Origin of the sequence: Vreelandella zhanjiangensis DSM 21076 (assembly GCF_000377665.1) — a bacterium.
Taxonomy (GTDB): Bacteria; Pseudomonadota; Gammaproteobacteria; order Pseudomonadales; family Halomonadaceae; genus Vreelandella; species Vreelandella zhanjiangensis.
This window is the reverse complement of the sequence record NZ_KB898650.1, coordinates 17,025-42,758: the sequence shown is the minus strand read 5'-3', so window position 1 is coordinate 42,758 and position 25,734 is coordinate 17,025. Positions and strand designations below refer to the sequence as shown.

Genomic DNA, 25,734 nt, shown 5'->3' with positions numbered 1-25,734 from the left:
TTGTCGCTCATCGTCACCATTTTTTGCGGGAACCGTTATGCCTAAGCGTACCGACTTAAACAGTATTTTGATCATTGGCGCTGGCCCGATCGTTATCGGCCAGGCCTGCGAATTCGACTACTCCGGCGCCCAGGCGTGTAAAGCGCTGCGCGAGGAGGGTTACCGGGTTATTTTGGTTAACTCCAACCCGGCCACCATCATGACCGACCCGGCCATGGCCGATGCTACCTACATCGAGCCGATTACCTGGCAGGCCGTCGAGAAAATCATCGAAGTCGAGCGCCCGGATGCCATCCTGCCGACGATGGGCGGTCAGACTGCGCTTAACTGTGCGCTGGACCTGGAAAAGCATGGCGTGCTGGAAAAGTACGGCGTTGAGATGATTGGCGCTAACGCCGACGCTATCAACATGGCGGAAGATCGCGATCTGTTCGACCAGGCCATGAAGCGTATTGGCCTGGAATGCCCCAAGGCAAAAGTCGCGCATACCATGGATGAAGCCTGGGAAATTCAGGCAGAGCTTGGCTTTCCGACCATCATTCGGCCTTCCTACACCATGGGCGGCTCCGGCGGCGGCGTGGCGTACAACAAGGAAGAGTTTGAAGAAATCTGTACGCGCGGTTTCGAGCTTTCCAACAACCACGAGCTGCTGATCGACGAGTCGCTGCTAGGCTGGAAAGAGTACGAAATGGAAGTCGTGCGCGACAAGAACGACAACTGCATTATCGTCTGTGCGATCGAAAACTTTGACCCGATGGGCGTGCATACTGGTGACTCGATCACCGTCGCACCGGCACAAACGCTGACGGACAAAGAGTACCAGATCATGCGCGACGCGAGCCTCGCGGTACTGCGCGAGATTGGCGTGGAAACCGGTGGCTCCAACGTGCAGTTCGGTATGGACCCGAAAACCGGCCGCCTGGTCGTGATCGAGATGAACCCGCGGGTGTCGCGCTCATCCGCACTGGCCTCCAAGGCGACCGGCTTCCCGATTGCCAAAATCGCCGCCAAGCTGGCGATCGGCTACACGCTGGACGAGCTGCAAAACGATATTACCGGTGGGCGCACGCCGGCATCGTTCGAGCCGTCTATCGATTACGTGGTCACCAAGATCCCGCGCTTCACCTTTGAGAAATTCCCCCAGGCCAACGACCGCCTGACCACGCAGATGAAGTCTGTGGGCGAGGTGATGGCGATTGGCCGTACCTTCCAGGAATCGCTGCAGAAAGCCTTGCGCGGCCTGGAAACCGGTAATGACGGTCTCGACCCGATTATTACCGACTTTACCCCGGACAACATGGCAATCATTCAGGGCGAGCTTCAGGCTGCCGGTGCCGAGCGTATTTTTTACGTGGCCGATGCCATGCGTTCAGGTATGAGTGTCGATGAAGTGTTTGCACTCACCAATATCGACCCCTGGTTCCTGGTCCAGATGGAAGATCTGGTGCTGACGGAAGCCGCCGTTGCCAAACGCTCGCTTAGCGATTTCTCTGCCCGTGAGCTTTATCAGCTCAAGCGCAAAGGCTTTGGCGATGCACGTCTGGCCAAGCTGCTGAACGTGAGCGAAAAAGAGTTCCGTCAAACGCGTCAGGCGGCAGGCATTCGCCCGGTTTATAAGCGCGTGGATACCTGTGCTGCGGAATTTGCCTCGGATACGGCTTACATGTACTCCACGTATGAAGAGGAGTGCGAAGCGGACGTATCTGATCGTCAGAAGATCATGGTGCTCGGCGGCGGGCCGAACCGTATCGGCCAGGGCATCGAGTTTGACTACTGCTGTGTTCATGCCGCGTTCGCCATGCGCGATGACGGCTATGAAACCATCATGGTCAACTGCAATCCGGAAACCGTATCGACCGATTACGACACCTCTGATCGTCTCTACTTCGAGCCGGTGACCCTGGAAGACGTGCTTGAAATCGCCGATAAAGAGAAGCCGGTCGGCGTGATCGTTCAGTTTGGTGGCCAGACGCCGCTGAAGCTGGCGCGTGAGCTGGAAGCTGCTGGCGTGCCGATCATCGGTACCACGCCGGACGCCATCGACCGCGCCGAAGACCGCGAGCGCTTCCAGGTAATGATCGACAAGCTCGGCCTGAAGCAGCCGCCTAACGCCACTGCGCGCAGCTTTGAAGAAGCCTTCGCCAAGGCGGAGACCATCGGTTATCCGCTGGTGGTGCGCCCAAGCTACGTGTTGGGCGGTCGGGCCATGGAGATCGTCTATGACGCCTCCGAACTTGAGAACTACATGACCAATGCGGTCAAGGTCTCCAACGACTCGCCGGTGCTGCTCGATCATTTCCTGAGTGCTGCCATCGAGATCGATATCGATGCGGTATCGGACGGCCAGCAGGTAGTCATCGGCGGCATCATGCAGCACGTCGAGCAAGCGGGGGTGCACTCCGGTGACTCCGCCTGTGCACTGCCGCCTTACTCGCTGCCTCTTGAGGTGCAGGACAAGATGCGCGAGCAGGTCAAGCAGATGGCCGTTGAGCTGGGCGTTAAAGGCCTGATGAACGTGCAGCTTGCCTGGCAGGATGGCGAGATCTACGTCATCGAAGTCAACCCGCGCGCCTCGCGTACCGTGCCGTTTGTGTCCAAGTGCATCGGCACCTCGCTTGCCCAGATTGCCGCACGCTGCATGGCGGGCACGACGCTTGCCGAGCAGGGCTTTGAGCGCGAAATCATTCCGCATTTTTACAGCGTGAAAGAAGCGGTCTTCCCGTTCAACAAGTTCCAGGGGGTCGACCCGATTCTCTCACCGGAAATGAAATCCACCGGTGAAGTAATGGGTTCAGGCGAAACCTTTGCCGAGGCCTTCTTTAAGGCGCAGCTGGGCGCGGGTGAAGCAATTCCGGCGCTTGAGGGCGCGCGTAAAGCCTTCCTGTCCGTGCGTGAGCCGGACAAAGAGGGGATTATCGAAGTAGGCCGTTCTCTGCTAACATTAGGGTTCACACTTTGTGCGACACGCGGTACAGCGGCAGCCTTAGAAGCGGCTGGACTGGCGGTGGAGCACGTCAATAAAGTCTACGAAGGTCGTCCCCATATTGTCGATCTGTTGAAGAACGACGATATCGCCTACATCGTGAACACTACCGAAGGTCGCCAAGCCATTAATGACTCTTCGGTCATTCGCCGTACTGCTCTCGCGCGCAAGGTGCCCTATGCAACCACCTTGGCGGGCGCTAATGCCGTTTGCATGGCGCTTGAGTACGGTAGGGAAATAACGGTGCGGCGCCTTCAGGATCTGCATGCAGGAGCAAGTCAATGAACAAGGTCCCGATGACGGTTGCGGGTGAAAACAGTCTTCGCGAAGAGCTCAATCATCTGAAGGGCGAAGCGCGCCCTCGAGTGATTGCAGCGATCGCTGAAGCGCGTGAGCACGGCGACCTTAAGGAGAACGCTGAGTACCACGCTGCCCGCGAACAGCAGGGGTTTATCGAAGGTCGTATTCAGGAAATCGAAAGCAAGCTTTCGGTGGCGCAGGTGATTGATATCACCAAGCTGCCCAATACCGGTAAAGTGATCTTTGGTGTCACGGTGTCGCTGCTTAATCTGGATACCGATGCAAGCGTCACCTACCGCATTGTGGGCGAGGATGAGGCGGATATTAAATCTGGCCGCATTTCCGTTACTTCCCCTATTGCGCGCGCGCTGATCGGCAAGGAAGAAGGCGACGTTGCCGTGGTCAAGACACCGGGCGGCGACGTTGAGTATGAAATCGAAAGTGTCGAGTATGTGTAAGCGCTGGTATGTGTAAAAGCTAGTAAAACGAGCGGACGCCCGGTTCATCGGGCGTCCATTAAAAAAGCCCGCGCCTCAGGTTAATATCAACCGAATCGCGGGCTTTTTATCGCTCTTTTTAATGATCAGTCAGCAGCGTTTTAGTGGCGGCCGTGGTGATCTTCGAAGCGTGAAACGTTAGAGAGCTTCGGATTGACTTTAGGGTTCTTGCGATAAAGCAGCGCCATCTTACCAATCGTTTGCACGACTTCGGCACGGCTATCGGTAACCAGTTCGTTTAGCATGGCCGCACGGTCGTCACGCTCAGGCAAAGCAAGTTTCACCTTGATAAGCTCATGATCGTTGAGCGCGCGGTTGAGTTCTGCGAGCAGATTTTCGGAGACGCCGTTTTCAGAAACGGTGACCACCGGGTTAAGGTGGTGGCCAATGCTGCGAAATGCTTTCTTTTGTGCCTGTGACAAGCTCATGGTATCTTGCGGTATCCCGGTTAGCGCTTAACGCTCCATCTTACGGTGAAATGCCACCGAGTGAAAGCAATCGCGTGCAAGCACCCATCTCTTATTCCAGCGTTAGATTCCTACATGCAGCAAAAACCCCCAAGTCGTAAACATTCAGTGAGCAAGACCAGCAATAACTGGAAGAAAGAACATTTTGACGACCAGTATGTGAAACAGAGCTGGCAGGATGGCTATCGCTCGCGGGCAAGCTATAAACTGCTTGAACTCGATGAGAAGGATAAGCTGTTCCGTCCGGGCATGACGGTGATTGACCTGGGGGCGGCGCCTGGGGGGTGGAGTCAGGTGGCGGCAGACAAAGTAGGTTCGGAAGGTGTGGTGATTGCTTCCGATATACTTGAAATGGATGCGCTGGCAGGGGTGGACTTTATCCAGGGCGATTTTACTGAGGAATCGGTGCTGAACGCGATTCTTGAGCGCCTGGGAAATCGGCCGGTGGACCTTGTGATGTCGGACATGGCCCCCAATATGAGTGGTATGGCGGCAATTGACCAGCCTCAGGCCATGTATCTGGTAGAGCTTGCGTTGGAACTTGCCCGTGAAACGCTATCTCCTGGCGGTCGGTTTCTCGCCAAAGTGTTTCAGGGGGAAGGGTTTGATACCTACCTGAAAGAATTGCGCGGCAGTTTTGATCGTGTCGTGACCCGCAAGCCAGATGCCTCGCGGGCACGTTCCCGGGAAGTCTACTTTCTAGCGGAGGGGTTTCGCGGCTAAACTATCCCCCCGCGCGGGTGTGGGGCACGAGCATGAAAATGTGCATAGCAAAGATTTATCATCGCGATTGCCAGACAGGCAGGCGCAAGATGTGTCACATTATAGGCATGAAATAAGCGTGATACAGATGGCCCAAAGACAATGGCGCTTTGGCAAGGGTTGAACGTCCGGTAGAGCTTCAGTGTCTTAATATCGGCGGTTTAACTGACGGATTCTTGTAATGAGGGTAGCCCCTTGAACGATATGGCGAAGAACCTGATTCTGTGGCTGGTCATTGCGGCTGTGCTACTGACAGTGTTCAACAATTTTAGTACGGAAAGCGCTCCGCAGAACACGAACTATTCCCAGTTTGTGCAGCAGGTGCAAAATCAGCAGGTTCGCAGCGTCACCATTGATGGCTATACCATTCAGGGTGAGCGTACGGATGGTTCGCAGTTCCAGACTATTCGTCCGGCGGCGGAAGATCCCAAGCTGATGGATGATCTGCTAAGCAATAACGTGAACGTCGTGGGTAAGGCGCCAGAACAGCAAAGCATCTGGACACGTTTGCTGATCGCAAGCTTCCCGATTCTGTTGATCCTGGCCATCTTCATGTTCTTTATGCGCCAGATGCAGGGCGGTGCCGGTGGCGGTAAAGGCGGCCCAATGAGCTTTGGTAAATCCAAGGCCAAACTGCTTTCCCAGGATCAGATTAAAACCACCTTTGCTGACGTGGCTGGCTGTGATGAAGCCAAGGAAGAAGTCGAAGAGCTGGTCGACTTCCTGCGCGATCCCACCAAATTCCAGCGCCTGGGCGGTACCATTCCGCGCGGCGTGTTGATGGTAGGTCCGCCGGGAACCGGTAAAACGCTGCTGGCAAAATCTATTGCCGGTGAAGCCAAAGTACCCTTCTTCTCGATTTCCGGTTCAGACTTTGTCGAAATGTTTGTGGGTGTCGGCGCGTCGCGTGTTCGCGATATGTTTGAGCAGGCTAAAAAGCAGTCACCCTGCATTATCTTTATCGATGAGATTGACGCGGTAGGTCGTTCACGCGGTGCTGGTATGGGCGGCGGTAACGACGAGCGCGAGCAGACGCTTAACCAGCTATTGGTTGAGATGGACGGCTTTGAAGCCAATGAAGGCGTTATTGTAATTGCCGCGACTAACCGTCCGGACGTACTCGACCCGGCGCTGCTGCGTCCAGGCCGTTTTGATCGTCAGGTAACCGTTGGTTTGCCGGACATTCGCGGTCGTGAGCACATTTTGGGTGTTCACCTGCGCAAGGTGCCGCTGGCAGAAGACGTCAAGCCTTCGATCATTGCCCGTGGTACGCCAGGCTTCTCCGGTGCTGATCTGGCCAACCTGGTCAACGAGTCGGCCCTGTTTGCTGCGCGCCGTAATAAGCGTTTAGTCGGCATGGAAGAGCTTGAGCTTGCCAAGGACAAGATCATGATGGGCGCTGAGCGCAAATCCATGGTCATGTCCGATAAAGAGAAGCTCAATACGGCGTATCACGAGTCGGGCCATGCGGTTATCGGCTTGATAATGCCGGAGCATGACCCGGTCTATAAAGTAACGATTATTCCGCGCGGCCGGGCTTTGGGTGTGACCATGTTCCTGCCCGAAGAAGATCGTTACAGCCTGTCGCGTCAGCAGATCCTGAGCCAGATTTGTTCGCTGTTCGGCGGTCGTATCGCTGAAGAGATGACGCTGGGGCCCAATGGGGTCACCACCGGTGCCTCTAACGACATCAAGCGCGCCACTGAGCTTGCCCACAACATGGTGGCGAAGTGGGGCCTGTCGGATGAAATGGGTCCGATCATGTATGACGAGGACGAGTCGCACCAGTTCCTGGGTGGCCCGGGCCAGGGCGGCAGCAAGCTCAAGTCCGGCGACACGACCACACGTCTTGATAAAGAAGTGCGCAAGATCATTGATGAGTGCTACGAGCAGGCACGCCAGATTCTGCACGATAATCGTGACAAGCTGGATGCCATGACCGAAGCGCTGATGAAATACGAAACCATTGATGCCGCGCAGTTGAAAGACATCATGGAAGGTCGTGAGCCGCGTCCGCCGGAAGGCTGGAATGATGGTGACTCCTCTGGCGGCGGTACTCGCGTTAGCGATGACAAGCCCAAAGCACAAGGCGATTCATCTTCTAGCTCTTCAAGTGATAGCGCTTCAGGCGATAGCACTTCAGGAGGCGATGGTGAAGAGGAAGATGACGATCAACCTCGTCGTCGCCCCTCTGACCCGCTGGGTGGCCCTACCGGCCCCTGATCGGCAACCGGCTACTGCCAAAGGCGCCCCATCGCGGGGCGCCTTTTTGTTATGCTGTATTCAGGCAAATAGCGATGCTTCTTTTTAATAGGTAGCAGCATGAAATCAATAATCTACCCTCCTAACTCTCCAGAAATGAATGATAATGTGCACATGCGCTGCGGACGTCATTTGCTGGATATGTCTTTTCCCCGGGTGATGGGGATTTTAAATGTTACGCCCGATTCTTTCTCAGATGGTGGCCGGCACGTAGCGCTTGATGACGCGCTGCGGCATGCCGAACGGATGCTGGCCGAAGGCGCGGCGATTATCGACGTGGGCGGTGAGTCCACGCGCCCTGGAGCTAAAGCGCTGGGCGCCCAGGAAGAGCTTGACCGCGTCGCCCCGGTGGTAGAAGCGCTGGTGCGTGAGTTAGACGCGCTGGTATCGGTGGATACCAGCTGCCCGCTGGTGATGCGCGAATCAAGCGCACTGGGCGCGGGAATGATTAATGACGTACGTGCGCTTGAGCGTGAAGGCGCTTTGATGGCCGCGATTAGCAGCGGGCTTCCCGTGTGCCTAATGCACCGTCAGGGCGAGCCTCAGGACATGCAACAGGCGCCTTCTTATGATCAGCCGGTGGAAGAGGCCGTTGCCAGCTATCTGGCTCAGCGTGTGGCTGAATGCGAGGCTGCTGGCCTGCGGCGCAGCCGGTTACTGTTGGACCCAGGCTTTGGGTTTGGCAAGACGGTTGAGCATAACCTGCGGCTGTTAAAAAATATGGATGCGCTACAGTCTCTTAACCTGCCGCTACTGGTAGGAATGTCGCGCAAAAGCATGATTGGAAAAGTGCTGGGGCGGCCCGTGGAGGAGCGCCTGGCAGGCGGCCTGGCGCTTTCAGCCATGGCCGTTGAGCGCGGTGCCAAAATTTTACGCGTACACGATGTAGGTCCGACGGTAGATGCCGTCAATATGGCCTGGGCGGTACTCCAAGAGGGTTGCGAAATGCCGTTAAACGAGGAAAGACACCCATGACACGACGTTATTTTGGTACCGATGGAATTCGCGGTACGGTAGGGCAGTCACCCATAACCGCTGACTTTATGCTCAAGCTTGGCTGGGCAGCGGGCCAGGTACTGCGTCGCGAAAAAGGCCGTACGCGCGTGCTGATTGGCAAAGATACGCGCATTTCCGGCTATATGTTTGAGTCCGCACTTGAGGCCGGGCTTTCGGCGGCGGGCGTGGATGTCTCGCTTCTGGGGCCAATGCCGACACCGGGTATTGCCTACCTGACGCGCACCTTCCGCGCTGATGCAGGTATCGTGATCTCAGCCTCGCATAACCCGTTTGACGATAACGGCATCAAGTTCTTCTCGGCAGAAGGCAAGAAGCTTCCTGATGAGACGGAAGACCGCATTGAGGCAATGCTGGAGGCGCCGCTGACCACTGCCGAAGCGGCGCAGCTGGGCAAGGCTACACGTATCGACGATGCCGCCGGACGCTACATCGAGTTCTGTAAATCCACGCTGCCGGACCGCTTGAGTCTACACGGTTTAAAAGTGGTGCTGGATTGCGCTCATGGCGCAACCTACCATATTGCGCCAAGCGTTTTCCGCGAGCTGGGGGCCGAGGTTAGCGTAATTGGTGCCTCGCCTGACGGGGTAAATATCAACCACCAAGTGGGCTCGACGCATCCGTCGGCCCTACGTGCCTCGGTTATCCATCAGGGCGCCGACCTGGGGATTGCCTTTGATGGTGACGGCGATCGTGTTCTGCTGGTCGATGCCGACGGACGCGAAGTGGATGGCGATGACATTCTCTATCTCATCGCCTGCGACCGCCATGAACGCGGCCTGCTTAATGGTGGTGTAGTGGGTACGTTGATGAGCAACTTCGGCCTTGCCGTGGCACTTGAGAAACTGGGTATTCCGTTTAAGCGCGCCAAGGTGGGCGACCGCTTTGTCATGGAAATGATGGCAGCTAATAATTGGGAGCTGGGTGGCGAAGCCTCTGGGCATATCGTATGTAGCCATGTGCAAACCACTGGTGATGGCATTGTTGCCGCCCTGCAGGTGCTGGCATTGATGATGCGTGAGCAAAAATCGCTGCCGTTACTGCTTCAGGGCTTGGAGAAAGCCCCGCAGGCGCTGGTCAATGTGCGCTTACCTGCCGGAACTAAGGCGCGCGATGTCATGTCTTCCAGTGCCTTGCAGGAGGCCGTCACCGGACTGGAAAAAGAATTGGGTGATCAGGGGCGGGTGCTGTTGCGCCCCTCGGGTACCGAGCCTTTGATTCGCGTGATGGTTGAAGGGCGTGAGCATTTGGATGTTGATCAGCTGGCTCAGGGGCTGGCCGATCAGGTCCAAGCCTTGCTCAATTAATCCAGTTGTGTTTGTCAGCGGTTGTCTTGACAAGGCGGCTCCTATACCATTTCGCTCCACCTGGAGTGAGGAGAGTCGATGCGTACGCCATTAATTGCCGGTAACTGGAAAATGAACGGGTCCACGGCACTGATCAATGATTTCGGCAGCGCGTTTGCTGACGTGTCGTTGCCGGAGGCTCTGGAGATTGTGGTTATCCCGCCATTTCCCTATCTGGAGGCGGCGCGTCAGTCGTTTCGCAATACACCGCTTCAGCTGGGCGCACAAACGCTTAACCCTAATGGCTCGGGTGCGCATACGGGTGAAGTGAGCGGCCGGATGCTCCAGGAGTTTGACGTGACGTACGTACTGGTCGGTCACTCCGAGCGGCGCGAGCTTTACCGTGAAAACGACGAGCAGGTGTTTGATCGCTTGTTAGCCGCGCTTCATGTAGGCCTTAAGCCGATCCTGTGTGTAGGAGAGTCGCTTGCCGAGCGTGATGCAGGGCAGACCATGGATGTGGTATTGCGCCAGGTCGGTTACGCCATGGCACGCCTGGAGCCTGAGCAGCGCCAGCAGGTTGTGATTGCCTATGAGCCCGTATGGGCGATTGGTACTGGGCGCACAGCGACCCCGGAGCAGGCCCAGGAAGTGATGGCCGGTATTCGAGCCTACCAGGCAGGGTTTAGTGCAACGCTCGCCGAGCAGTTACGCTTGCTCTACGGCGGCAGCATGAATGCAAAAAATGCGGCTGAGCTACTTGCCCAGCCGGATATCGACGGCGGTTTGGTGGGCGGTGCTTCGCTCAAAACCGACGATTTCTACGCCATTTGTCAGTCAGCAGGATAACGCCATGCAAGTTGCAATTCTTATGGTCCACGTGGTGATTGCGGTCGCCCTGGTTGTATTGATCCTGCTTCAGCAGGGTAAAGGTGCCGAAGCGGGCGCTGCGTTTGGGGGCGGTGCCTCACAAACGGTCTTTGGCTCTCGGGGGAGCGGCAGCTTCTTGTCGCGTACTACGGGGGTTCTGGCGGCAGGCTTTTTCGTGACCTCCATGGCGTTGGCATACTTTGCAACGCAAGCAGGCCAGGCACCGGAGACCGGTATTCCAGACTCACGCTTGATCGAGCAACAGCGAAGCGTTCCAACGCTTGACGATAGCCCTGCAAGTGTGGATAATACCGCGCCAGTGCTAGAGGAAAGCAGCGAGTAATCTGTCGCTTTCTTTAGCCTCCCCTGATGCCGAAGTGGTGGAATTGGTAGACACGCTATCTTGAGGGGGTAGTGACCGTATGGTCGTGCGGGTTCAAGTCCCGCCTTCGGCACCATCTGATTCGCTGGCTCGCCAGCTTCCCAGATTCTTTTTCAAAACTGTATTTTGTCAAAACACATTGTTTCGTCAAAAACGTTTTGCTAAAGAGAGCAGGTTTGGCACCTGAGACGAAAAGATAGCTTGACGTAAGTGGTTCAAGTGTCTATTATCGTCGACCTAGATTGATGCGGGGTGGAGCAGTCTGGTAGCTCGTCGGGCTCATAACCCGAAGGTCATCGGTTCAAATCCGGTCCCCGCTACCATTTCCTAGTAGCATGTTAGATAAACGGTTTACCTGGCAGGGTGCATTTAAATGATCTGCCAACAAGGTTAACTGCTACAGGCAACAAGCCTGTCACATGTTGCTAAGATGGTATTACAGGTTTCTTATGAAAAGCCCCTTCCTGTGAAGGGGCTTTTTGTTAGCAAGCTTTTTGTTAACAAGAGTGTCTCAAGAGCGGATATCGTCCGAGTTGCCGGAGACACATTCCGGGTAACGCCAATCAGCCACCTAGCTTTTCTTATGACTCCTGGCCAGGTGCCTGATGCAACGGCTATAGGAGCTTTGTCTGTGGCCACAAAACACGCTGCGCTACATGCACTAATTGAACCTGTCGTTTCCGCCATGGGCTTTGAGCTGTGGGGTATCGACCATCTTTCCCAGGGCAAGCAATCGCGGCTGGTGATCTACATCGAACGCGAAAGTGGTGTCAATGTGGAAGACTGCGCCGATATTAGTCGCCAAGTCAGTGCTGTGATGGACGTGGAAGACCCCATCCCCGGTGAGTACCGGTTGGAAGTTTCTTCGCCCGGTATGGCACGCCCCTTATATACCCTGGATCAATTTATTCGCTACCAAGGCCATCATGTCGCACTTAAGCTGCGCATTCCATTTGATGGTCGGCGTAAATACCAGGGACTCTTGGCGGGTGTCGAGGGTGATGAAGTACTAATACAACTGGATGGCGAAGAGTACTGCTTTCCCATCGAAAGTATTGATTCGGCGCACATCGTACCGCAGTTCGATTAACCGGGTGGCGGCGCTGCCGGCAGGCTGCCGGGGTGATGCACAAAAGGACAGGTTTTCTGGCGAGGCAAACGCATGAGTAAAGAAATTTTAATGGTCGTTGACGCGATCTCCAACGAAAAAGGCGTCCCTCGGGATGTCATCTTTGAAGCGGTAGAAGCCGCTCTTGCGAGCGCGTCACGCAAGCGTCTTGAGAATGAAGAAGCCAACGTGCGGGTCCATATTGACCGTCGCACGGGGGAATACGAAACCTTCCGCTACTGGACCGTAGTAGAAGATGACGAATTCGAAACGCCAGATTACGAAATCAAAGAAACCATCGCCGAACAGCGCGATCCGCCGTTAAAACTGGCCGACGTTGTCGAGAAAAAGATTGAAAATGCGGTGTTTGGCCGTATTGCTGCTCAAACGGCGAAGCAGGTCATCGTACAGAAAGTACGTGAAGCCGAGCGCGCCGAAGTGGTACGTCAATACGCTGACCGCGAAGGCGAACTGGTGGCCGGTATTGTTAAAAAGACCACCCGTGACGGCCTGATTATCGATTTGGGCGAGAATGCCGAGGCATTCCTGCCGCGTAATGAAATGATCCACGGCGAGCGTTACCGCATGAATGAGCGGGTTCGCGCACTGCTGGTCAAAGTTGACCCGGATGCACGGGGCGCCCAGCTTCAGCTGTCGCGTACCAATCCTGCGTTGATTATCGAGCTGTTCAAAATTGAAGTACCTGAAATTGCTGAACAGCTGATTGAAATTAAAGGGGCTGCCCGCGACCCCGGCTCACGCGCCAAAATTGCGGTTAAAACCAACGATCGACGCATCGACCCGGTGGGTGCATGTGTGGGTATGCGCGGTTCGCGCGTTCAGGCGGTCTCATCCGAGCTGCAAAATGAGCGTGTTGATATCGTGCTGTGGGACGACAATCCCGCCCAGTTGGTGATTAACGCCATGGCGCCTGCCGATGTTGGGTCTATCCTTGTCGACGAAGACGCTCATGCAATGGACGTTGCCGTCGCGCAGGATAACCTGGCGCAGGCAATTGGTCGTAGCGGTCAGAACGTACGCCTGGCATCCGAGCTTACCGGCTGGCGTATCAACGTGATGACCGAGGAGGAGGCCGAATCCAAGCGTGAGCAGGAAATTGACAGTCTGGTGGATTCTTTCATTCAGCATCTGGGTATCGACGATGATGTCGCCCGTCTGCTGGTGGAAGAAGGCTTTACCACCTTGGAAGAAGTTGCCTACGTGCCGCTTGAAGAGATGCTTGAAATCGAAGAATTCGATGAAGATTTGGTTGAAGAGCTGCGTGCACGCGCTAAAGACGAGCTGCTGACGATGGCGATTGCCTCTGAAGAAGCGCTAGATGGTGCTCAGCCAGCAGCCGACTTGCTGGAAATGGACGGTATGGAGCGTCATCTGGCGTTCACGCTGGCCAGCCGCGGCATTATCACCATGGAAGATCTCGCCGAGCAGTCTGTCGACGATCTGGTCGATATCGAGGAGTTGGACGAAGCGCGCGCAGCGGCACTGATCATGACTGCCCGTGCGCCCTGGTTTGAAGACGATAACGCATCGGATTCGAACACACAGTAAACAGGTCACGGGCTGAGGAGGGTCACTATGTCAGATATGACAGTTAAAGATTTTGCAGTAAAGGTGGGCCGTGATGTGCCCCGCCTATTGGAACAAATGAAAGAAGCTGGCCTTAAGCATGCCTCTGAAGGCGATGCCGTGTCTGAAGAAGACAAGCAGAAACTGCTGAGCTTTCTGAAGAAAAGCCATGGCGGCGACAGCGAGACTGATACAAGCAAAAACCGTATCACGCTGACCCGTAAAACGCGCAGCCGTATTAAAACTGGCGAGCGTGGCAAAACGATCGAAGTGCAAGTACGTAAGAAGAAGACGTACGTTAAAAGCGCTGAAGACGATAAGCCGAAAGCCGCTGAGCCCAAGCATTCTGGCCCGCGTCAGCTGGTAGGCGATATGGCCGAAGCCGAAGCTGAACGTAAAGTTCGCGACGCGCGTGAAGCCGAAGAAAAAGCCGCCGCTGCAAAAGCCAAAGCGGCTGAAGCAGCAGCGCGTAAAGAAGCCGAAGCGAAAGCTGCGGCTGAGCCGAAGGCTGCACCCAAAGTTGAAGTGCCCGAACTTCAGATCGACGATACGCCTGCGACAGAAGACATGCCGCCGGCGCCGCCGAAAGAAGGCCGTACCGACCGTCGTACCGCGCCGCCCAAGAAGGCTGCTGCGAAGAAGAAAGGTCGTGACGACGATGATGATCGTGGTGATCGCGAAGAGCGTAAGCGTGGCGGTGGCGCGAAGAAAGTAAAACGTGCCGAACGTCGTGGTGGCCGTCGCGGTGGTGCAAGCCAGAGCGGCAACGGCAAGCATGGCTTCCAGAAGCCGACCCAGCCGATCGTGCGTGAAGTATCGATCCCTGAGTCGATCAGCGTTGCTGAGCTGGCTGACAAAATGTCGATCAAGGCCAACGAAGTGATCAAGGCCATGTTTAACATGGGCGCGGCCGTGACTATCAACCAGACCATCGATCAGGATACTGCAGCGATCGTGGCGGAAGAGATGGGTCACAAGGTCAAGCTGGTTAAAGATGACGCGCTGGAAACGGAAATGCTCGAAGGCATCTCCTACGAAGGCGAAGAGATCACCCGTTCACCGGTGGTTACCGTCATGGGTCACGTTGACCATGGTAAGACCTCGCTGCTTGATTACATTCGTCGCGCCAAGGTAGCTACCGGCGAAGCGGGTGGTATTACCCAGCATATCGGTGCTTATCACGTTGAGGACGATCACGGTGGCGTGACCTTCCTGGATACCCCTGGTCACGCCGCGTTTACCGCCATGCGTGCCCGTGGTGCCAAGGCAACCGACGTGGTTATCCTGGTCGTGGCTGCCGATGACGGCGTAATGCCCCAGACTGTGGAAGCAATCGAGCACTCCAAAGCGGCCGAAGTACCCATGGTCGTGGCGGTGAACAAGATTGATAAGCAGGGCGCTGATTTTGACCGCATTCGTAACGAACTCTCGCAGCATGGCGTGATTTCCGAAGAGTGGGGCGGTGATACCCAGTTTGTTCACGTTTCCGCCAAGACCGGTGAAGGCATCGAAGAACTGCTGGAAGCAATCCAGCTGGTCTCTGAAGTGCTTGAGCTTAAAGCGGTACCGTCGGCACCTGGCAAAGGCGTTGTCGTTGAGTCGCGTCTTGATCGAGGCCGCGGCCCGGTCGCTACCGTACTGGTTCAAAACGGTACTCTGAAGAAAGGCGATATCGTTTTGGCTGGCCTGCATTACGGCCGCGTACGTGCGCTGACCAACGAACTTGGCCAACAGGTTGAGAACGTCGGCCCCGCCATGCCCGTAGAGATTCAGGGCCTGGACGGCACGCCGGATGCCGGTGACGACTTCATGGTCGTGGCTGATGAGAAGAAAGCCCGTGAAGTGGCCAACTTCCGTCAAGGCAAGTACCGCGAAGTACGTCTGGCGCGTCAGCAGAAAGCCAAGCTTGAGAACATGTTCAGCCAGATGGGCCAGGACGAAGTGGCCAAGGTCAACATCGTTCTTAAAGCCGACGTACAAGGTTCGCTCGAAGCGATCAAAGGCGCCCTGGAAGAACTCTCCACTGATGAAGTGCAAGTGGCGGTGGTTTCTTCAGGTGTCGGCGGTATCACCGGTACTGACGCCAACCTGGCGCTTGCCTCTGAGGCTATCGTGGTCGGCTTCAACGTCCGTGCCGACGCCGCTGCCCGCGAGATCATTGAGCGCGAAGGCCTGGATCTGCGTTACTACAGCGTCATCTACCACTTGATCGATGAGGTCAAGCAGGCGATGAGCGGTATGCTCGCCCCCGAGTGGAAAGAAGAAATCGTGGGTGTTGCCGAAGTACGCGACGTGTTCCGTGCGCCGAAGATCGGCGCGGTGGCAGGCTGTATGGTCGTCGAAGGTTCAGTGTTCCGTAACAAGCGCATCCGTGTACTGCGTGACAACGTGGTCATCTACGAAGGTGAACTCGAGTCGCTGCGCCGCTATAAAGATGACGTCCAGGAAGTACGTAATGGCGTTGAGTGTGGCATCGGTGTGAAGAACTACAACGATGTCCAGGTCGGCGATAAGATCGAAGTCTTCGATCAAGTCAAAGTCGAGCGCAGCCTGTAAGGCCGCGAGGAGACAGCTATGCGCGAATTTAAGCGTACCGACCGAGTAGCCGACCAGCTCCAAAAGGAGCTGGCGGTACTTATTCAGCGCGAAGTCAAAGATCCGCGTTTGGGCATGATCACGGTGAGCGGCGCGACCGTTAGCCGTGACCTGGGTTACGCCGATATCTATGTCACCCTGCTGGGTGAACAGGAGCCCGAGCGTATCAAGGAGAACCTTCAGGTGCTTAAGCGCGCCGCCGGTTTTCTGAGAAGCCAGATTGCCAAACGTATTCAGCTACGCCATGTCCCTGAACTACGCTTTCATTACGATGAGAGTGTGGTGCGTGGGCAGCACCTCTCTTCCCTGATTGAAGAGGCCGTGTCGACTGACCGGGCTCGCCAAGCGGATGAAGAGGGTGATTCTGATCAAGGTGAGGAGACGCGCTAATGGCCCGTCGCCGTCGCGGTTTACCGGTCAACGGGGTACTGCTTCTGGATAAGCCCAAGGGCGTTTCCAGTAACCATGCTCTGCAGCGTGTGCGTCGTTTGTTCGAGGCCCAAAAAGCCGGACATACCGGTACGCTGGATCCCATGGCAACCGGCTTGTTGCCGATTTGCCTGGGCGAGGCCACCAAGTTCTCCGCGCACCTGCTGGAAGCCGACAAGATGTATCGCACCCGCGTTGAGCTGGGTGTGATCACCGACACCGGTGATGCAGAAGGCACGGTGATTGAACGCCGCGATGTGCCGTCGTTAACAGCGGATGATATTGAAGCTGCTATTGCGCGCTTTCGTGGTGAGATCGATCAGGTGCCGCCGATGTATTCGGCGCTCAAGCATCAGGGCAAAAAGCTCTATGAGCTGGCCCGCGAGGGTAAGCAGGTAGAGCGTGCAGCGCGGCGGGTAAGCGTGTATGATGCGCGCCTGCTTGCGTTTGACGGCGAAGCCTTCGAGCTTGAAGTCACCTGCAGTAAGGGGACTTACATCCGTACGCTGGCTGAAGATATCGGTTTGGCGCTTGGGTGTGGTGCCCACATCAGTCAGCTCCGCAGGCTCAAGACCGGGCCTTTTACGGGCGATGCGATGTGGACGCTGGAAGCGCTTGAAGCATTGGCTGATCAGGCCTCGCGTGAGGCTGAATTAATGCCCGCTGATGTGCTGGTGGATCACCTGCCGACGCTTAAGGTGGACGAAACGGCTTACGGGCGTCTAGCCCACGGTCAATCGGCCAACTTGAGTATTGGTGCGCTGGCCCCCGATGCATTGGCAAGACTTTATTATGCCGAGACGTTTATCGGCCTCGGTGTTGTAAAAGGTGCTCAGGAAGTAGCGCCCAAGCGGCTGTTAAGTACCGTCGCTATCTCGTAAGAGTCTGGGTAAAACGTTGCAAGGATGTGACGGTTTGCGCGAAAATAGTACGTGAAGAGAGTCGCCTGAGACTGCAAATATGCGTGGTCTCACCCATTAAATTTTAGGCATATTGCTTACTGGAGAGACAGATGGCATTAACCGCTGAAACTAAAGCCGAAATCGTCAACGAATACGGCCGCGGCGATAACGATACCGGTTCCCCTGAAGTACAGGTTGCACTGCTGAGCGCCAACATCAATGGCCTGCAGGACCACTTCAAAACCAACAAGCAGGATCACCACTCGCGTCGTGGTCTGATCCGCATGGTAAACCAGCGTCGTAAACTGCTGGACTACCTGAAGCGTAAAGATTTCGAACGCTATCAGTCTCTGATCCAGCGTTTAGGTCTGCGCCGCTAAGTTATTGTTGGCGAAGATTGAGAAACGGGCAGCTCCTTGTGAGCTGCCCGTTTTTTTATGCGTGTCAGTCACTGAGCAAGGTCTTTGCGCCCGGTGATTTTGGGTTTCTGGTAGCCCTATGGCGCTACAGCGCCTAGAATGGTGACGAGTCAAAACGACCCAAACGAATAGACAAGTAGATATTAATGTTAAAGGAAGTCGCCGTGAATCCGGTAAAAAAAACGTTTCAGTACGGTCGTAGCACCGTCACGCTAGAAACCGGGCGTATCGCTCGTCAAGCCACTGGTGCCGTTATGGTCACCATGGAAGATACCGTTGTGCTGTGTACCGTGGTGGCGCGCAAAGAAGCCAACCCCAGCCAGCCCTTTTTCCCGCTCTCGGTTCATTACCAGGAAAAAACCTACGCAGTAGGTAAAATTCCCGGCGGCTTCTTTAAGCGCGAAGGACGCCCGACCGAGAAAGAAACCCTGACCTCGCGTCTGATCGATCGTCCGATCCGCCCGCTTTTCCCTAAAGGCTTTATGAACGAAGTGCAGGTTATCTGTACCGTTCTGTCCACTGATCGTAACCACGATCCGGATATTGCCGCGATGCTGGGCACCTCCGCTGCACTGAGCATTTCCGGCGTGCCGTTCAACGGCCCGATTGGTGCTGCGCGCGTTGGCTTCAACGAAGAGCAGGGTTATTTCCTTAACCCGACCGTTGAAGAACTGGCGACTTCTGAGCTCGACATGGTGGTTGCTGGTACTGAAAACGCCGTGCTGATGGTCGAGTCCGAAGCCAAAGAGCTTCTGGAAGACGAAATGCTGGGTGCCGTACTGTTTGGCCACCAGGAAATGCAGGTCGCGGTCAGCGCGATTAAAGAACTGGTTCAAGAGGCTGGCAAGCCGCGTTGGGACTGGCAGCCAGCCCCTGAGAACGTGGCGCTGAAAACCGCCATCGCGGACGCGTTTGAAGCTCAGGTGGGCGACGCTTACCGCATCACCGACAAAATGCAGCGCCAGGACGCTCTTGCAGCTCTGAAAGAGCAGGCGATCGAGCAGCTTGCAGCCATTGAAGGCGAGCCGGTTAACGACAAGTTCAGCAAAGACGAAGTAAAAGGTGCCTTTGCCGGTCTTGAAAAGCGCGTTGTACGTTCACGCGTTGTAAAAGGTGAGCCGCGCATCGACGGCCGCGACAACTTCACCGTGCGCCCGCTGGCCATCGAAGTGGGCGTGCTGCCCAAGACTCACGGTTCTGCGGTGTTCACCCGTGGTGAGACCCAGGCGATTGCAGTGGCAACGCTGGGCACCCTGCGTGACTCTCAGTTGATCGAGTCGCTGGAAGGCGAGCGTAAAGACCGCTTTATGCTGCACTACAACTTCCCTCCCTACTCGGTAGGTGAAGCGGGCTTCATGGGCGGCCCGAAACGTCGTGAAATCGGCCATGGCCGCCTGGCGCGTCGTGGTGTTCAAGCCATGCTGCCGTCTGAAGAAGCCTTCCCCTACACCATTCGTGTGGTATCGGAAATCACTGAGTCCAACGGCTCAAGCTCCATGGCGTCGGTATGTGGCTCCTCGCTTGCGCTGATGGATGCGGGTGTACCGCTGAAAGCACCGGTGGCGGGTATCGCCATGGGGCTGGTGAAAGACGAAGATGGCTACGCAGTATTGACCGATATCCTGGGTGATGAAGATCACCTTGGCGATATGGACTTTAAAGTGGCCGGTTCAGAAGAGGGTGTCACTGCCCTGCAGATGGACATCAAGATCGAAGGCATCAACGAAGAGATCATGGAGACCGCGCTTCAGCAAGCCCACAAAGCGCGTCTGGGTATTCTTGAGCAGATGAACATCGTCATCAGCCAGAGCCGTACCGACGTCTCCGAGAATGCACCTTCCATGGCGACTATCAAGATCGACCCGGACAAGATCCGTGACGTTATTGGTAAAGGCGGCGCCACCATTCGCAAGATCTGCGAAGACACCGGCGCGTCTATCGACCTGGATGACGACGGCACCGTGCGCATCTACGCCGAAGACAAAGCGGCGGCGAAAAAAGCCATCGATACCGTATTGGCGATTACTGCGGAAGCGGAAATTGGCAAGCTGTATAACGGCAAGGTCGTACGTATTGCTGACTTTGGCGCCTTTGTGAACATCATGCCGGGTACTGATGGTCTTGTGCATATTTCACAGATCGTGGCTGAGCGCGTTAACAACGTGCGCGATTTCCTGAACGAAGGCGATGACGTGATTGTGAAGGTGCTCGACATCGATAACCGCAACCGCGTGAAACTTTCGATCAAAGAGATCACCGAAGAAGAGAAAGCAGCGTTTGCCGCTGAAAGTGAGAACACCGCGGACTAAGTCGCCGTAAGGTTGTCTCTTCCGCCCCCGTAGCCTCTGGTTGCGGGGGCGGAGTCGTTTGGTTGAAAGGAAGTTAGTTAGAAGGAAGTAGGCATGGAGAAGGAACAGGCACCGCGCTGGTGGGCGGTGGTCGCCGTGATGATCGGCATTTTTTTATTGGTAACCGCTGAGCAACTGCCTATCGGGTTGTTGTCTCAGGTGGCTTCATCCATGGACGTGACGCCGGGTGTTGCTGGTTTGATGGTAACGGTACCGGGCGTGGTCGCCGCTTTTTCAGCACCGCTACTGCCCGTGGCGGTAGGCCGGTTGGATAGACGTATCATGCTGACCCTGCTCATGGGCGTCATGGTGATTGGTAGCGTGCTTTCGGCGATGGCCAGTAGCTTTATGCTGCTGCTGGCTGCCCGTGTACTAGTGGGTATCAGCATCGGTGGTTATTGGGCTGTGGCCGGGAGTATTGCCCCGCGTCTGGTACCCAGTGATAAGGTGCCCAAGGCCATGACCATCATTTTTGGCGGCGTGGCAGCTGCATCGGTACTGGGCGTACCCTTGGGTACCTTGCTGGGGGATCTAAGCAACTGGCGGGTCGCGTTTGCAGCGCTGGGCGGTTTCAGCCTGTTAACCGCGCTGGCGCTGTGGTGCTGGCTTCCGCCCCTGCCGCCCCGAGAGCCTGTCCGCCTTAAGGTGCTGGCCCAGCAGTTTGGCAATCGCGGCGTCAGGGTGGCCGTATTAACCACGGGCTTTGTGGTCGTGGGCCACTTTGCGGCGTACACCTTTATCAGCCCTATCCTTCAGGAAATAAGCGGTGTTGCCCAGCGTCATGTAGGTAGCCTGCTGTTGCTGTATGGGGCAGCGGGTATCCTGGGTAATATTGCGGCGGGGATGTTTGCCGGGCGGCATCCATATCGCGCCGTGCTGGCGATCCCAAGCCTATTGCTGCTGGTCGTGGCGGTCTTCCCGCTACTCGGCGTGCAGCCCACTAGTGGCGTTCTGCTGTTAATGGCTTGGGGCGCGGTGTTTGGCAGCGTATCAGTGAGTATTCAGACCTGGATATTACGTACGGCACCTAATACCGAAGCGGCGACTGCCTTGATGGCCTTTGTGTTCAATCTCTCCATTGGGTTGGGCGCGATGGTGGGTGGCCGCGTTGTCGATGCCTCCAGCCTGCCCATTACCATGTGGGCCGCATCAGGCCTGTTTTTGCTAGGCGCGCTGTTGGTCTGGCGAACGCCTTCGCGGATTGTGGGTGAAAAGCATCGCTAAGTGTTAAGTCTAAGTGTTTGGTGCAAAGTCTAAGTATTAAATACTGAGCCTTAGCCAATAAAAATGCCCCTGTCAGTGACAGGGGCATTGGCATTTTATCGCCTGCTACTTTCGAGGTTAGGGGCGCTCAATCGCCAGCGCAACCCCTTGGCCACCGCCGATACACAGCGTTGCCAGGCCTTTCTTGGCATCACGGGCAATCATCTCGTGAAGTAGCGATACCAGCACGCGGCAACCGGAAGCCCCAATCGGGTGGCCCAAGGCAATCGCACCGCCGTTGACGTTGACTTTGGACATGTCCCACCCCAGCTCTTTCTGCACCGCCAGCGCTTGGGCGGCAAACGCCTCGTTCGCTTCGGCCAGGTCCAGGTCATCCAGGCTCCAGCCAGCTTTTTCCAGGCAGCGGCGGGTAGCGGGCACGGGGCCAATACCCATAATGGCTGGATCTACGCCTGCATTGGCATAAGCGGCAATACGCGCCAGCGGCTCAAGGCCCAGTTCCTTGGCTTTCTGTGCCGAGCAGACCATCACGATGGCCGCGCCATCGTTCAATGAGGAGGCGTTACCTGCGGTAACGGTGCCATCCTTTTTGAACGCCGGACGCATACCGGCAAGTTTGTCAGCGGTAATTTCGCGCGGATTCTCGTCGGTATCAAATACCACCGGATCGCCTTTGCGCTGGGGGATCTCAACCGGCACGATCTGGCTTTTAAATTTGCCTTCCTTAATGGCGTTGGCGGCGTTCTGTTGCGACTGAGCGGCAAACTCATCCATCTGCTCGCGGGTAATGCCGTATTTTTCAGCCAGATTTTCGGCGGTAATGCCCATATGATAGTCATTGAAGGCATCCCATAGGCCATCATGCACCATGGTATCAATGGCTTTCCAATCGCCCATGCGCTGGCCTGTGCGCGAGTTGGGGAGCACATGGGGAGATGCGGACATGTTTTCTTGTCCACCGGCCAGAATCAGCTCAGCGTCACCACACAGAATCGCTTGTGTGGCGAGGTGCACGGCTTTAAGGCCTGAGCCACAGACTTTATTTATGGTCATGGCCGGAACAGAAGCAGGCAGACCCGCCTTGATGGCCGCCTGGCGAGCTGGGTTTTGGCCCACGCCTGCGGTCAGTACCTGGCCTAACAGCACTTCATCGACTTGGTCGGGGGAGACGCCGGTTGATTCAAGAATATCCTTGATCACTAACGCGCCAAGGTCACTTGCTGGTATGCCCGCAAGTGAACCACCAAAAGAACCGACCGCGGTGCGGCGAGCCGCAACAATGACTACTTCTTGCATGATATGACTCCTAACGTGAGTAAGGCAGACCGCCTGTTATGGCTGTTTTGTTTTTAGCGTGTAGCAACGTACGCTATCTACCTTTTGTGTCAGCTGTGCTACTCAGCATAGGGGATGGTTGTGCGTTGCGGCAATACGCTTTTGGACGCAAATAAAAAACGGGCCGTAATGGCCCGTTTTCATACCTATGGTGTAAGCCCGTTGCACTGGCATCGGTTTAAGCCAACTGCACTGGAATTGCGTGGCTGGTATGGCTAACGTGGTTGCCTTCCTGCAGATACACCAGCGCCGGGCGGTGCTGCTCAAGCTCGGCTTCTGAGTAGTGGGCGTAGCTGCAGATAATGACCCGATGGCCGGGAGCCGCTAAATGTGCCGCCGCGCCATTAATCGAGATTAATCGTGAGCCTTCTTCACCACGAATGGCGTAGGTGGTAAAGCGCTCACCGTTTTCCACGTTGTAGATCTGGATTTGTTCGTTTTCACGAATACCCGCCATATCCAGCAGGTCGCCATCAATCGCGCAGGACCCTTCGTAATTCAGCACGGCATGGGTAACACGCGCCATATGTAGCTTGGCTTTAAGCATAATGGTTTGCATAACAACTCCTGGGCGGCGAAGGCTGCCTAGTGGTGAGACGTGGTTGATTGAGAAGGTAGCTGCACGCTGAGGTTATCGAGCAAGCGGGCGGGGCCTAGTTTGGCGGCGGCTAGCAGCACCGCCTCGCGCGTTGTGGCGCTGGCAGGCTTGAGCTGTGTATCGCGAAGCTCCAGGTAGTCGGGGGTAAAGCCCGCATCCACAAGCCGCGTAAGCCCTCGGCCAAGAGCGGTTTCGGCCGGTTCACCTTGTTCCAGCGCGTCACGCAGTTCGCACAAAATGCGGTAAAGCGCAGGTGCCATCGCACGCTCATTGGCGCTTAAATAGCCGTTACGCGATGAAAGCGCAAGCCCATCCTCAGCGCGTACGATTGGCACGCCGATAATTTCAATGGGCATGTGCAGGTCGCGAACGAACTTGCGGATAACGGCAAGCTGCTGATAGTCCTTTTCACCAAAGCAGGCAATATCTGGCTGAACCAGATTAAACAGCATGGTGACCACGGTAGACACACCGTCAAAATGCCCGGGGCGCGAGCCGCCACACAGTCCTTCACCCACGTCAGGCACGTGAACGCGGGTTTGCGAAGCCAGCCCATGGGGGTAAAGAGCGCTTACCGTGGGTGAAAAGAGCACGTCGCACCCGGCATCAGTAAGCTTTACCTGATCGTCGGCAAACGTGCGCGGGTAGCCATCCAGGTCTTCGTTAGGCCCGAACTGCATGGGGTTCACAAACAGGCTGGCGACCACGATATCCGCATGCTGGCGTGCGGCCGCCACCAGCGCTAAATGCCCGGCGTGAAGATTGCCCATGGTAGGTACCAGCGCGATCCGCTGACCGCGCTTTCGGTAGTCACGCAGCGTGCTGCGTAGGTCGTTAATCTCTCGCAAAGTGCGCATAGTCGTGTCGTATGCTCTGGCGTCGTGAGGGAGTCGGTCGATTAAAAGCAGTGCTCAGGAGCAGGGAAGGTGCGGGTTTTGACCGCTTCATGATAGTCCTGAAACGCGCCCTGAATGCTATTAGCATCAGCCATGAAGTTTTTCACAAACCGCGGAGTGCGGCCGTGGGTCACGCCGAGCACATCGTGCATGACCAGTATCTGTCCATCGGTCTCGGAGCCTGCTCCAATGCCGATAACCGGTACTTCCAGCGCTTCGGTTATTGCCTTGCCTAAGCTTGCCGGTACGCACTCGAGTAATATAACCGAGGCGCCCGCTTCAACCAGCACTTTGGCATCGTTTAAAATCCGCTCTGCCTGGGCTGTTTCGCGGCCCTGTACCTTGTAGCCACCCAGCTGGTAGACAGCTTGTGGCGTTAAGCCAAGATGAGCGCAAACGGGCACGCCGCGCCGCGTCAGCTCATGGATGCCGTCGGCCATCCAGGCTTCGCCTTCTACCTTTACAAGTTCGGCGCCGGCACGCATCAGCGCGGCGGCATCGTCGAGCATGCGCTGCGTAGACGCATTGCTCATGAAGGGCAGATCGACCATCAACAGGCTATGCCCCTTGCCGCGCGCTGCACAGCGAGTGTGGTAGCACATGTCGTCGACCGTCACGGGAAGAGTGCTGGTATGACCCTGAAGCACCATACCTAATGAATCGCCCACCAAGAGCACGTCAATACCGGCAAGGCTTGCCGCCTGGGCGAAGGAGGCATCGTAAGCGGTTAAGCAACTAAACGTTTCACCAGCGCGCTTATAGGCCTGTAGCGTGCTCAGGGTAACGGGTTTCATGGCATGTTCTCTATCGTCGTGGGCCGGTGCGGCATAGGCACCCAGCCATTATTAGTATCACGAATTCGGTATGCTGCTAGTTCGATATGTTGTTAGCTCGGCTTGTTGCCAGATAGGCGATTGTTACCCGGTCGAGCGCTGTGTGTCGAGGCCTGGCTAACAAGATAGCCGCTTAGCCGGGGCCATCTTCGACTAAACGCTGAATGCCGGGGTTGGCAATGTTATCCAGCCAGTGGCTTAGCGGCTGCTGGTGAAGAGTTAGCGTGGCATCAAGTTCGGCCAGAGGCGCCAGAACAAAGGCTCGCTCATGCATATGCGGGTGAGGAACGTTCAAGCGCGGATAGGCAATTGTCTGCTGATCATAAAGCAGTAAATCCAGATCCAGCGTGCGCGGCCCCCAGTGACGCTCGCGCTTGCGCCGATGGCGCTGCTCTAACGACTGTAGCTGATCAAGTAGGGCGAGCGGTGAAAGCGAGGTTTTCAGGGCGACGACCGCGTTCACAAAATCGGGCTGGTCTTGAGGGCCAACCGGGCGGCTTGCGTACAACGAGGAGGTGCCGTGAAGCTTGCTAAGCGGCAGGGTGGCAAGCGCCGAAATAGCCTGGCGTACTTGTGTAATAGGGTCATCAAGATTGCTACCCAGACCAATATACGCCAGCGCTAACGTTGTCATGCT

The 25,734-nt window shown here is 56.2% G+C and carries 22 protein-coding genes and 2 tRNA genes; 18 read left to right on the top strand and 6 right to left on the bottom strand.

The annotated features are described in order from the left end of the window. Nucleotides 1-37 precede the first annotated feature (37 nt). Entirely contained in the window at nt 38-3,268 is a 3,231-nt protein-coding gene (carB, locus tag D467_RS0110950) for a carbamoyl-phosphate synthase large subunit (protein WP_018917567.1), read from the top strand. Beyond that, on the top strand, nt 3,265-3,741 hold the full coding sequence (gene greA, locus D467_RS0110945; protein ID WP_018917566.1) for a transcription elongation factor GreA: 477 nt from the start codon (nt 3,265-3,267) through the stop codon (nt 3,739-3,741). The genes carB and greA overlap by 4 nt, the downstream gene beginning before the upstream one ends. Before the next feature lie 140 nt (nt 3,742-3,881). On the opposite strand, the gene yhbY is transcribed toward greA, so the two are convergent. Beyond that, nucleotides 3,882-4,208: a ribosome assembly RNA-binding protein YhbY gene (yhbY, locus tag D467_RS0110940; RefSeq protein ID WP_018917565.1), complete on the bottom strand. Its 327-nt coding sequence runs from the start codon at nt 4,206-4,208 to the stop codon at nt 3,882-3,884. 114 nt (nt 4,209-4,322) lie between these two features. Here yhbY and rlmE point away from each other — a divergent pair, with 114 nt between their 5' ends. The 16 genes from rlmE (at nt 4,323) to D467_RS0110860 (ending at nt 21,435) form a co-directional block, all read left to right on the top strand. Further along, nucleotides 4,323-4,970: a 23S rRNA (uridine(2552)-2'-O)-methyltransferase RlmE gene (gene rlmE / locus D467_RS0110935; protein WP_018917564.1), complete on the top strand. Its 648-nt coding sequence runs from the start codon at nt 4,323-4,325 to the stop codon at nt 4,968-4,970. Between the two features lie 234 nt (nt 4,971-5,204). After that, nucleotides 5,205-7,232: an ATP-dependent zinc metalloprotease FtsH gene (gene ftsH / locus D467_RS0110930; RefSeq protein WP_018917563.1), complete on the top strand. Its 2,028-nt coding sequence runs from the start codon at nt 5,205-5,207 to the stop codon at nt 7,230-7,232. 99 nt (nt 7,233-7,331) lie between these two features. Then, the gene (gene folP, locus D467_RS0110925) at nt 7,332-8,246 is read left to right on the top strand and encodes a dihydropteroate synthase (RefSeq protein WP_040460398.1); all 915 of its coding nucleotides are present in this window, start codon (nt 7,332-7,334) and stop codon (nt 8,244-8,246) included. Next, entirely contained in the window at nt 8,243-9,592 is a 1,350-nt protein-coding gene (gene glmM, locus D467_RS0110920) for a phosphoglucosamine mutase (RefSeq protein WP_018917561.1), read from the top strand. The genes folP and glmM overlap by 4 nt, the downstream gene beginning before the upstream one ends. Before the next feature lie 78 nt (nt 9,593-9,670). Continuing rightward, the gene (gene tpiA / locus D467_RS0110915) at nt 9,671-10,420 is read left to right on the top strand and encodes a triose-phosphate isomerase (protein ID WP_018917560.1); all 750 of its coding nucleotides are present in this window, start codon (nt 9,671-9,673) and stop codon (nt 10,418-10,420) included. Nucleotides 10,421-10,424: 4 nt separating this feature from the next. Next, entirely contained in the window at nt 10,425-10,784 is a 360-nt protein-coding gene (secG, locus tag D467_RS0110910; RefSeq protein WP_018917559.1) for a preprotein translocase subunit SecG, read from the top strand. A 28-nt stretch (nt 10,785-10,812) separates the two neighbouring features. After that, nucleotides 10,813-10,899, top strand: a tRNA-Leu gene (locus D467_RS0110905). A gap of 170 nt (nt 10,900-11,069) precedes the next feature. Next, a tRNA-Met gene (locus tag D467_RS0110900) sits at nt 11,070-11,146 on the top strand. Nucleotides 11,147-11,454: 308 nt separating this feature from the next. After that, nucleotides 11,455-11,913, top strand: coding sequence for a ribosome maturation factor RimP (gene rimP / locus D467_RS0110895; RefSeq protein WP_018917558.1), 459 nt, complete (start codon nt 11,455-11,457; stop codon nt 11,911-11,913). Nucleotides 11,914-11,985: 72 nt separating this feature from the next. Then, complete coding sequence (gene nusA, locus D467_RS0110890) at nt 11,986-13,500, top strand: transcription termination factor NusA (RefSeq protein ID WP_026285724.1); 1,515 nt, start codon at nt 11,986-11,988, stop codon at nt 13,498-13,500. Between the two features lie 27 nt (nt 13,501-13,527). Further along, nucleotides 13,528-16,074, top strand: coding sequence for a translation initiation factor IF-2 (gene infB, locus D467_RS0110885; RefSeq protein ID WP_018917556.1), 2,547 nt, complete (start codon nt 13,528-13,530; stop codon nt 16,072-16,074). Between the two features lie 18 nt (nt 16,075-16,092). Further along, the gene (rbfA, locus tag D467_RS0110880; protein WP_018917555.1) at nt 16,093-16,503 is read left to right on the top strand and encodes a 30S ribosome-binding factor RbfA; all 411 of its coding nucleotides are present in this window, start codon (nt 16,093-16,095) and stop codon (nt 16,501-16,503) included. After that, nucleotides 16,503-17,423 (top strand): tRNA pseudouridine(55) synthase TruB, encoded by a 921-nt coding sequence (truB, locus tag D467_RS0110875; RefSeq protein ID WP_018917554.1) that lies wholly within the window; start codon nt 16,503-16,505, stop codon nt 17,421-17,423. The genes rbfA and truB overlap by 1 nt, the downstream gene beginning before the upstream one ends. 131 nt (nt 17,424-17,554) lie before the next feature. Further along, nucleotides 17,555-17,824 (top strand): 30S ribosomal protein S15, encoded by a 270-nt coding sequence (rpsO, locus tag D467_RS0110870; protein WP_018917553.1) that lies wholly within the window; start codon nt 17,555-17,557, stop codon nt 17,822-17,824. Between the two features lie 185 nt (nt 17,825-18,009). After that, nucleotides 18,010-20,172, top strand: a complete 2,163-nt coding sequence (pnp, locus tag D467_RS0110865; protein ID WP_040460396.1) for a polyribonucleotide nucleotidyltransferase — start codon at nt 18,010-18,012, stop codon at nt 20,170-20,172. A 93-nt stretch (nt 20,173-20,265) separates the two neighbouring features. After that, the gene (locus D467_RS0110860; protein ID WP_018917551.1) at nt 20,266-21,435 is read left to right on the top strand and encodes an MFS transporter; all 1,170 of its coding nucleotides are present in this window, start codon (nt 20,266-20,268) and stop codon (nt 21,433-21,435) included. 117 nt (nt 21,436-21,552) lie between these two features. Here D467_RS0110860 and D467_RS0110855 read toward each other — a convergent pair whose 3' ends face one another. The 5 genes from D467_RS0110855 to folK form a co-directional block, all read right to left on the bottom strand. Beyond that, entirely contained in the window at nt 21,553-22,731 is a 1,179-nt protein-coding gene (locus D467_RS0110855; RefSeq protein WP_018917550.1) for an acetyl-CoA C-acetyltransferase, read from the bottom strand. A gap of 217 nt (nt 22,732-22,948) precedes the next feature. After that, complete coding sequence (gene panD / locus D467_RS0110850) at nt 22,949-23,329, bottom strand: aspartate 1-decarboxylase (protein ID WP_018917549.1); 381 nt, start codon at nt 23,327-23,329, stop codon at nt 22,949-22,951. Nucleotides 23,330-23,355: 26 nt separating this feature from the next. Continuing rightward, complete coding sequence (gene panC / locus D467_RS0110845; protein ID WP_018917548.1) at nt 23,356-24,225, bottom strand: pantoate--beta-alanine ligase; 870 nt, start codon at nt 24,223-24,225, stop codon at nt 23,356-23,358. 41 nt (nt 24,226-24,266) lie between these two features. After that, nucleotides 24,267-25,058, bottom strand: a complete 792-nt coding sequence (gene panB, locus D467_RS0110840; RefSeq protein WP_018917547.1) for a 3-methyl-2-oxobutanoate hydroxymethyltransferase — start codon at nt 25,056-25,058, stop codon at nt 24,267-24,269. A 172-nt stretch (nt 25,059-25,230) separates the two neighbouring features. Further along, nucleotides 25,231-25,731 carry a 2-amino-4-hydroxy-6-hydroxymethyldihydropteridine diphosphokinase gene (gene folK / locus D467_RS0110835; protein ID WP_018917546.1) on the bottom strand — a complete coding sequence of 167 codons (501 nt, stop codon included), beginning with the start codon at nt 25,729-25,731 and terminating at the stop codon, nt 25,231-25,233. Between the last annotated feature and the right edge of the window lie 3 nt (nt 25,732-25,734).

What these genes read in the sequence shown, in the direction of transcription:
- secG (WP_018917559.1), top strand. Translation starts at nt 10,425, where the DNA reads ATGCAAGTTGCAATTCTTATGGTCCACGTGGTGATTGCGGTCGCCCTG.
- truB (WP_018917554.1), top strand. Translation starts at nt 16,503, where the DNA reads ATGGCCCGTCGCCGTCGCGGTTTACCGGTCAACGGGGTACTGCTTCTG.
- panD (WP_018917549.1), bottom strand. Translation starts at nt 23,329, where the DNA reads ATGCAAACCATTATGCTTAAAGCCAAGCTACATATGGCGCGTGTTACC.
- panC (WP_018917548.1), bottom strand. Translation starts at nt 24,225, where the DNA reads ATGCGCACTTTGCGAGAGATTAACGACCTACGCAGCACGCTGCGTGAC.
- folK (WP_018917546.1), bottom strand. Translation starts at nt 25,731, where the DNA reads ATGACAACGTTAGCGCTGGCGTATATTGGTCTGGGTAGCAATCTTGAT.
- yhbY (WP_018917565.1), bottom strand. Translation starts at nt 4,208, where the DNA reads ATGAGCTTGTCACAGGCACAAAAGAAAGCATTTCGCAGCATTGGCCAC.
- carB (WP_018917567.1), top strand. Translation starts at nt 38, where the DNA reads ATGCCTAAGCGTACCGACTTAAACAGTATTTTGATCATTGGCGCTGGC.
- rlmE (WP_018917564.1), top strand. Translation starts at nt 4,323, where the DNA reads ATGCAGCAAAAACCCCCAAGTCGTAAACATTCAGTGAGCAAGACCAGC.
- rbfA (WP_018917555.1), top strand. Translation starts at nt 16,093, where the DNA reads ATGCGCGAATTTAAGCGTACCGACCGAGTAGCCGACCAGCTCCAAAAG.
- pnp (WP_040460396.1), top strand. Translation starts at nt 18,010, where the DNA reads ATGTTAAAGGAAGTCGCCGTGAATCCGGTAAAAAAAACGTTTCAGTAC.
- infB (WP_018917556.1), top strand. Translation starts at nt 13,528, where the DNA reads ATGTCAGATATGACAGTTAAAGATTTTGCAGTAAAGGTGGGCCGTGAT.
- tpiA (WP_018917560.1), top strand. Translation starts at nt 9,671, where the DNA reads ATGCGTACGCCATTAATTGCCGGTAACTGGAAAATGAACGGGTCCACG.
- rpsO (WP_018917553.1), top strand. Translation starts at nt 17,555, where the DNA reads ATGGCATTAACCGCTGAAACTAAAGCCGAAATCGTCAACGAATACGGC.
- nusA (WP_026285724.1), top strand. Translation starts at nt 11,986, where the DNA reads ATGAGTAAAGAAATTTTAATGGTCGTTGACGCGATCTCCAACGAAAAA.
- D467_RS0110860 (WP_018917551.1), top strand. Translation starts at nt 20,266, where the DNA reads ATGGAGAAGGAACAGGCACCGCGCTGGTGGGCGGTGGTCGCCGTGATG.
- panB (WP_018917547.1), bottom strand. Translation starts at nt 25,058, where the DNA reads ATGAAACCCGTTACCCTGAGCACGCTACAGGCCTATAAGCGCGCTGGT.
- D467_RS0110855 (WP_018917550.1), bottom strand. Translation starts at nt 22,731, where the DNA reads ATGCAAGAAGTAGTCATTGTTGCGGCTCGCCGCACCGCGGTCGGTTCT.
- greA (WP_018917566.1), top strand. Translation starts at nt 3,265, where the DNA reads ATGAACAAGGTCCCGATGACGGTTGCGGGTGAAAACAGTCTTCGCGAA.
- glmM (WP_018917561.1), top strand. Translation starts at nt 8,243, where the DNA reads ATGACACGACGTTATTTTGGTACCGATGGAATTCGCGGTACGGTAGGG.
- folP (WP_040460398.1), top strand. Translation starts at nt 7,332, where the DNA reads ATGAAATCAATAATCTACCCTCCTAACTCTCCAGAAATGAATGATAAT.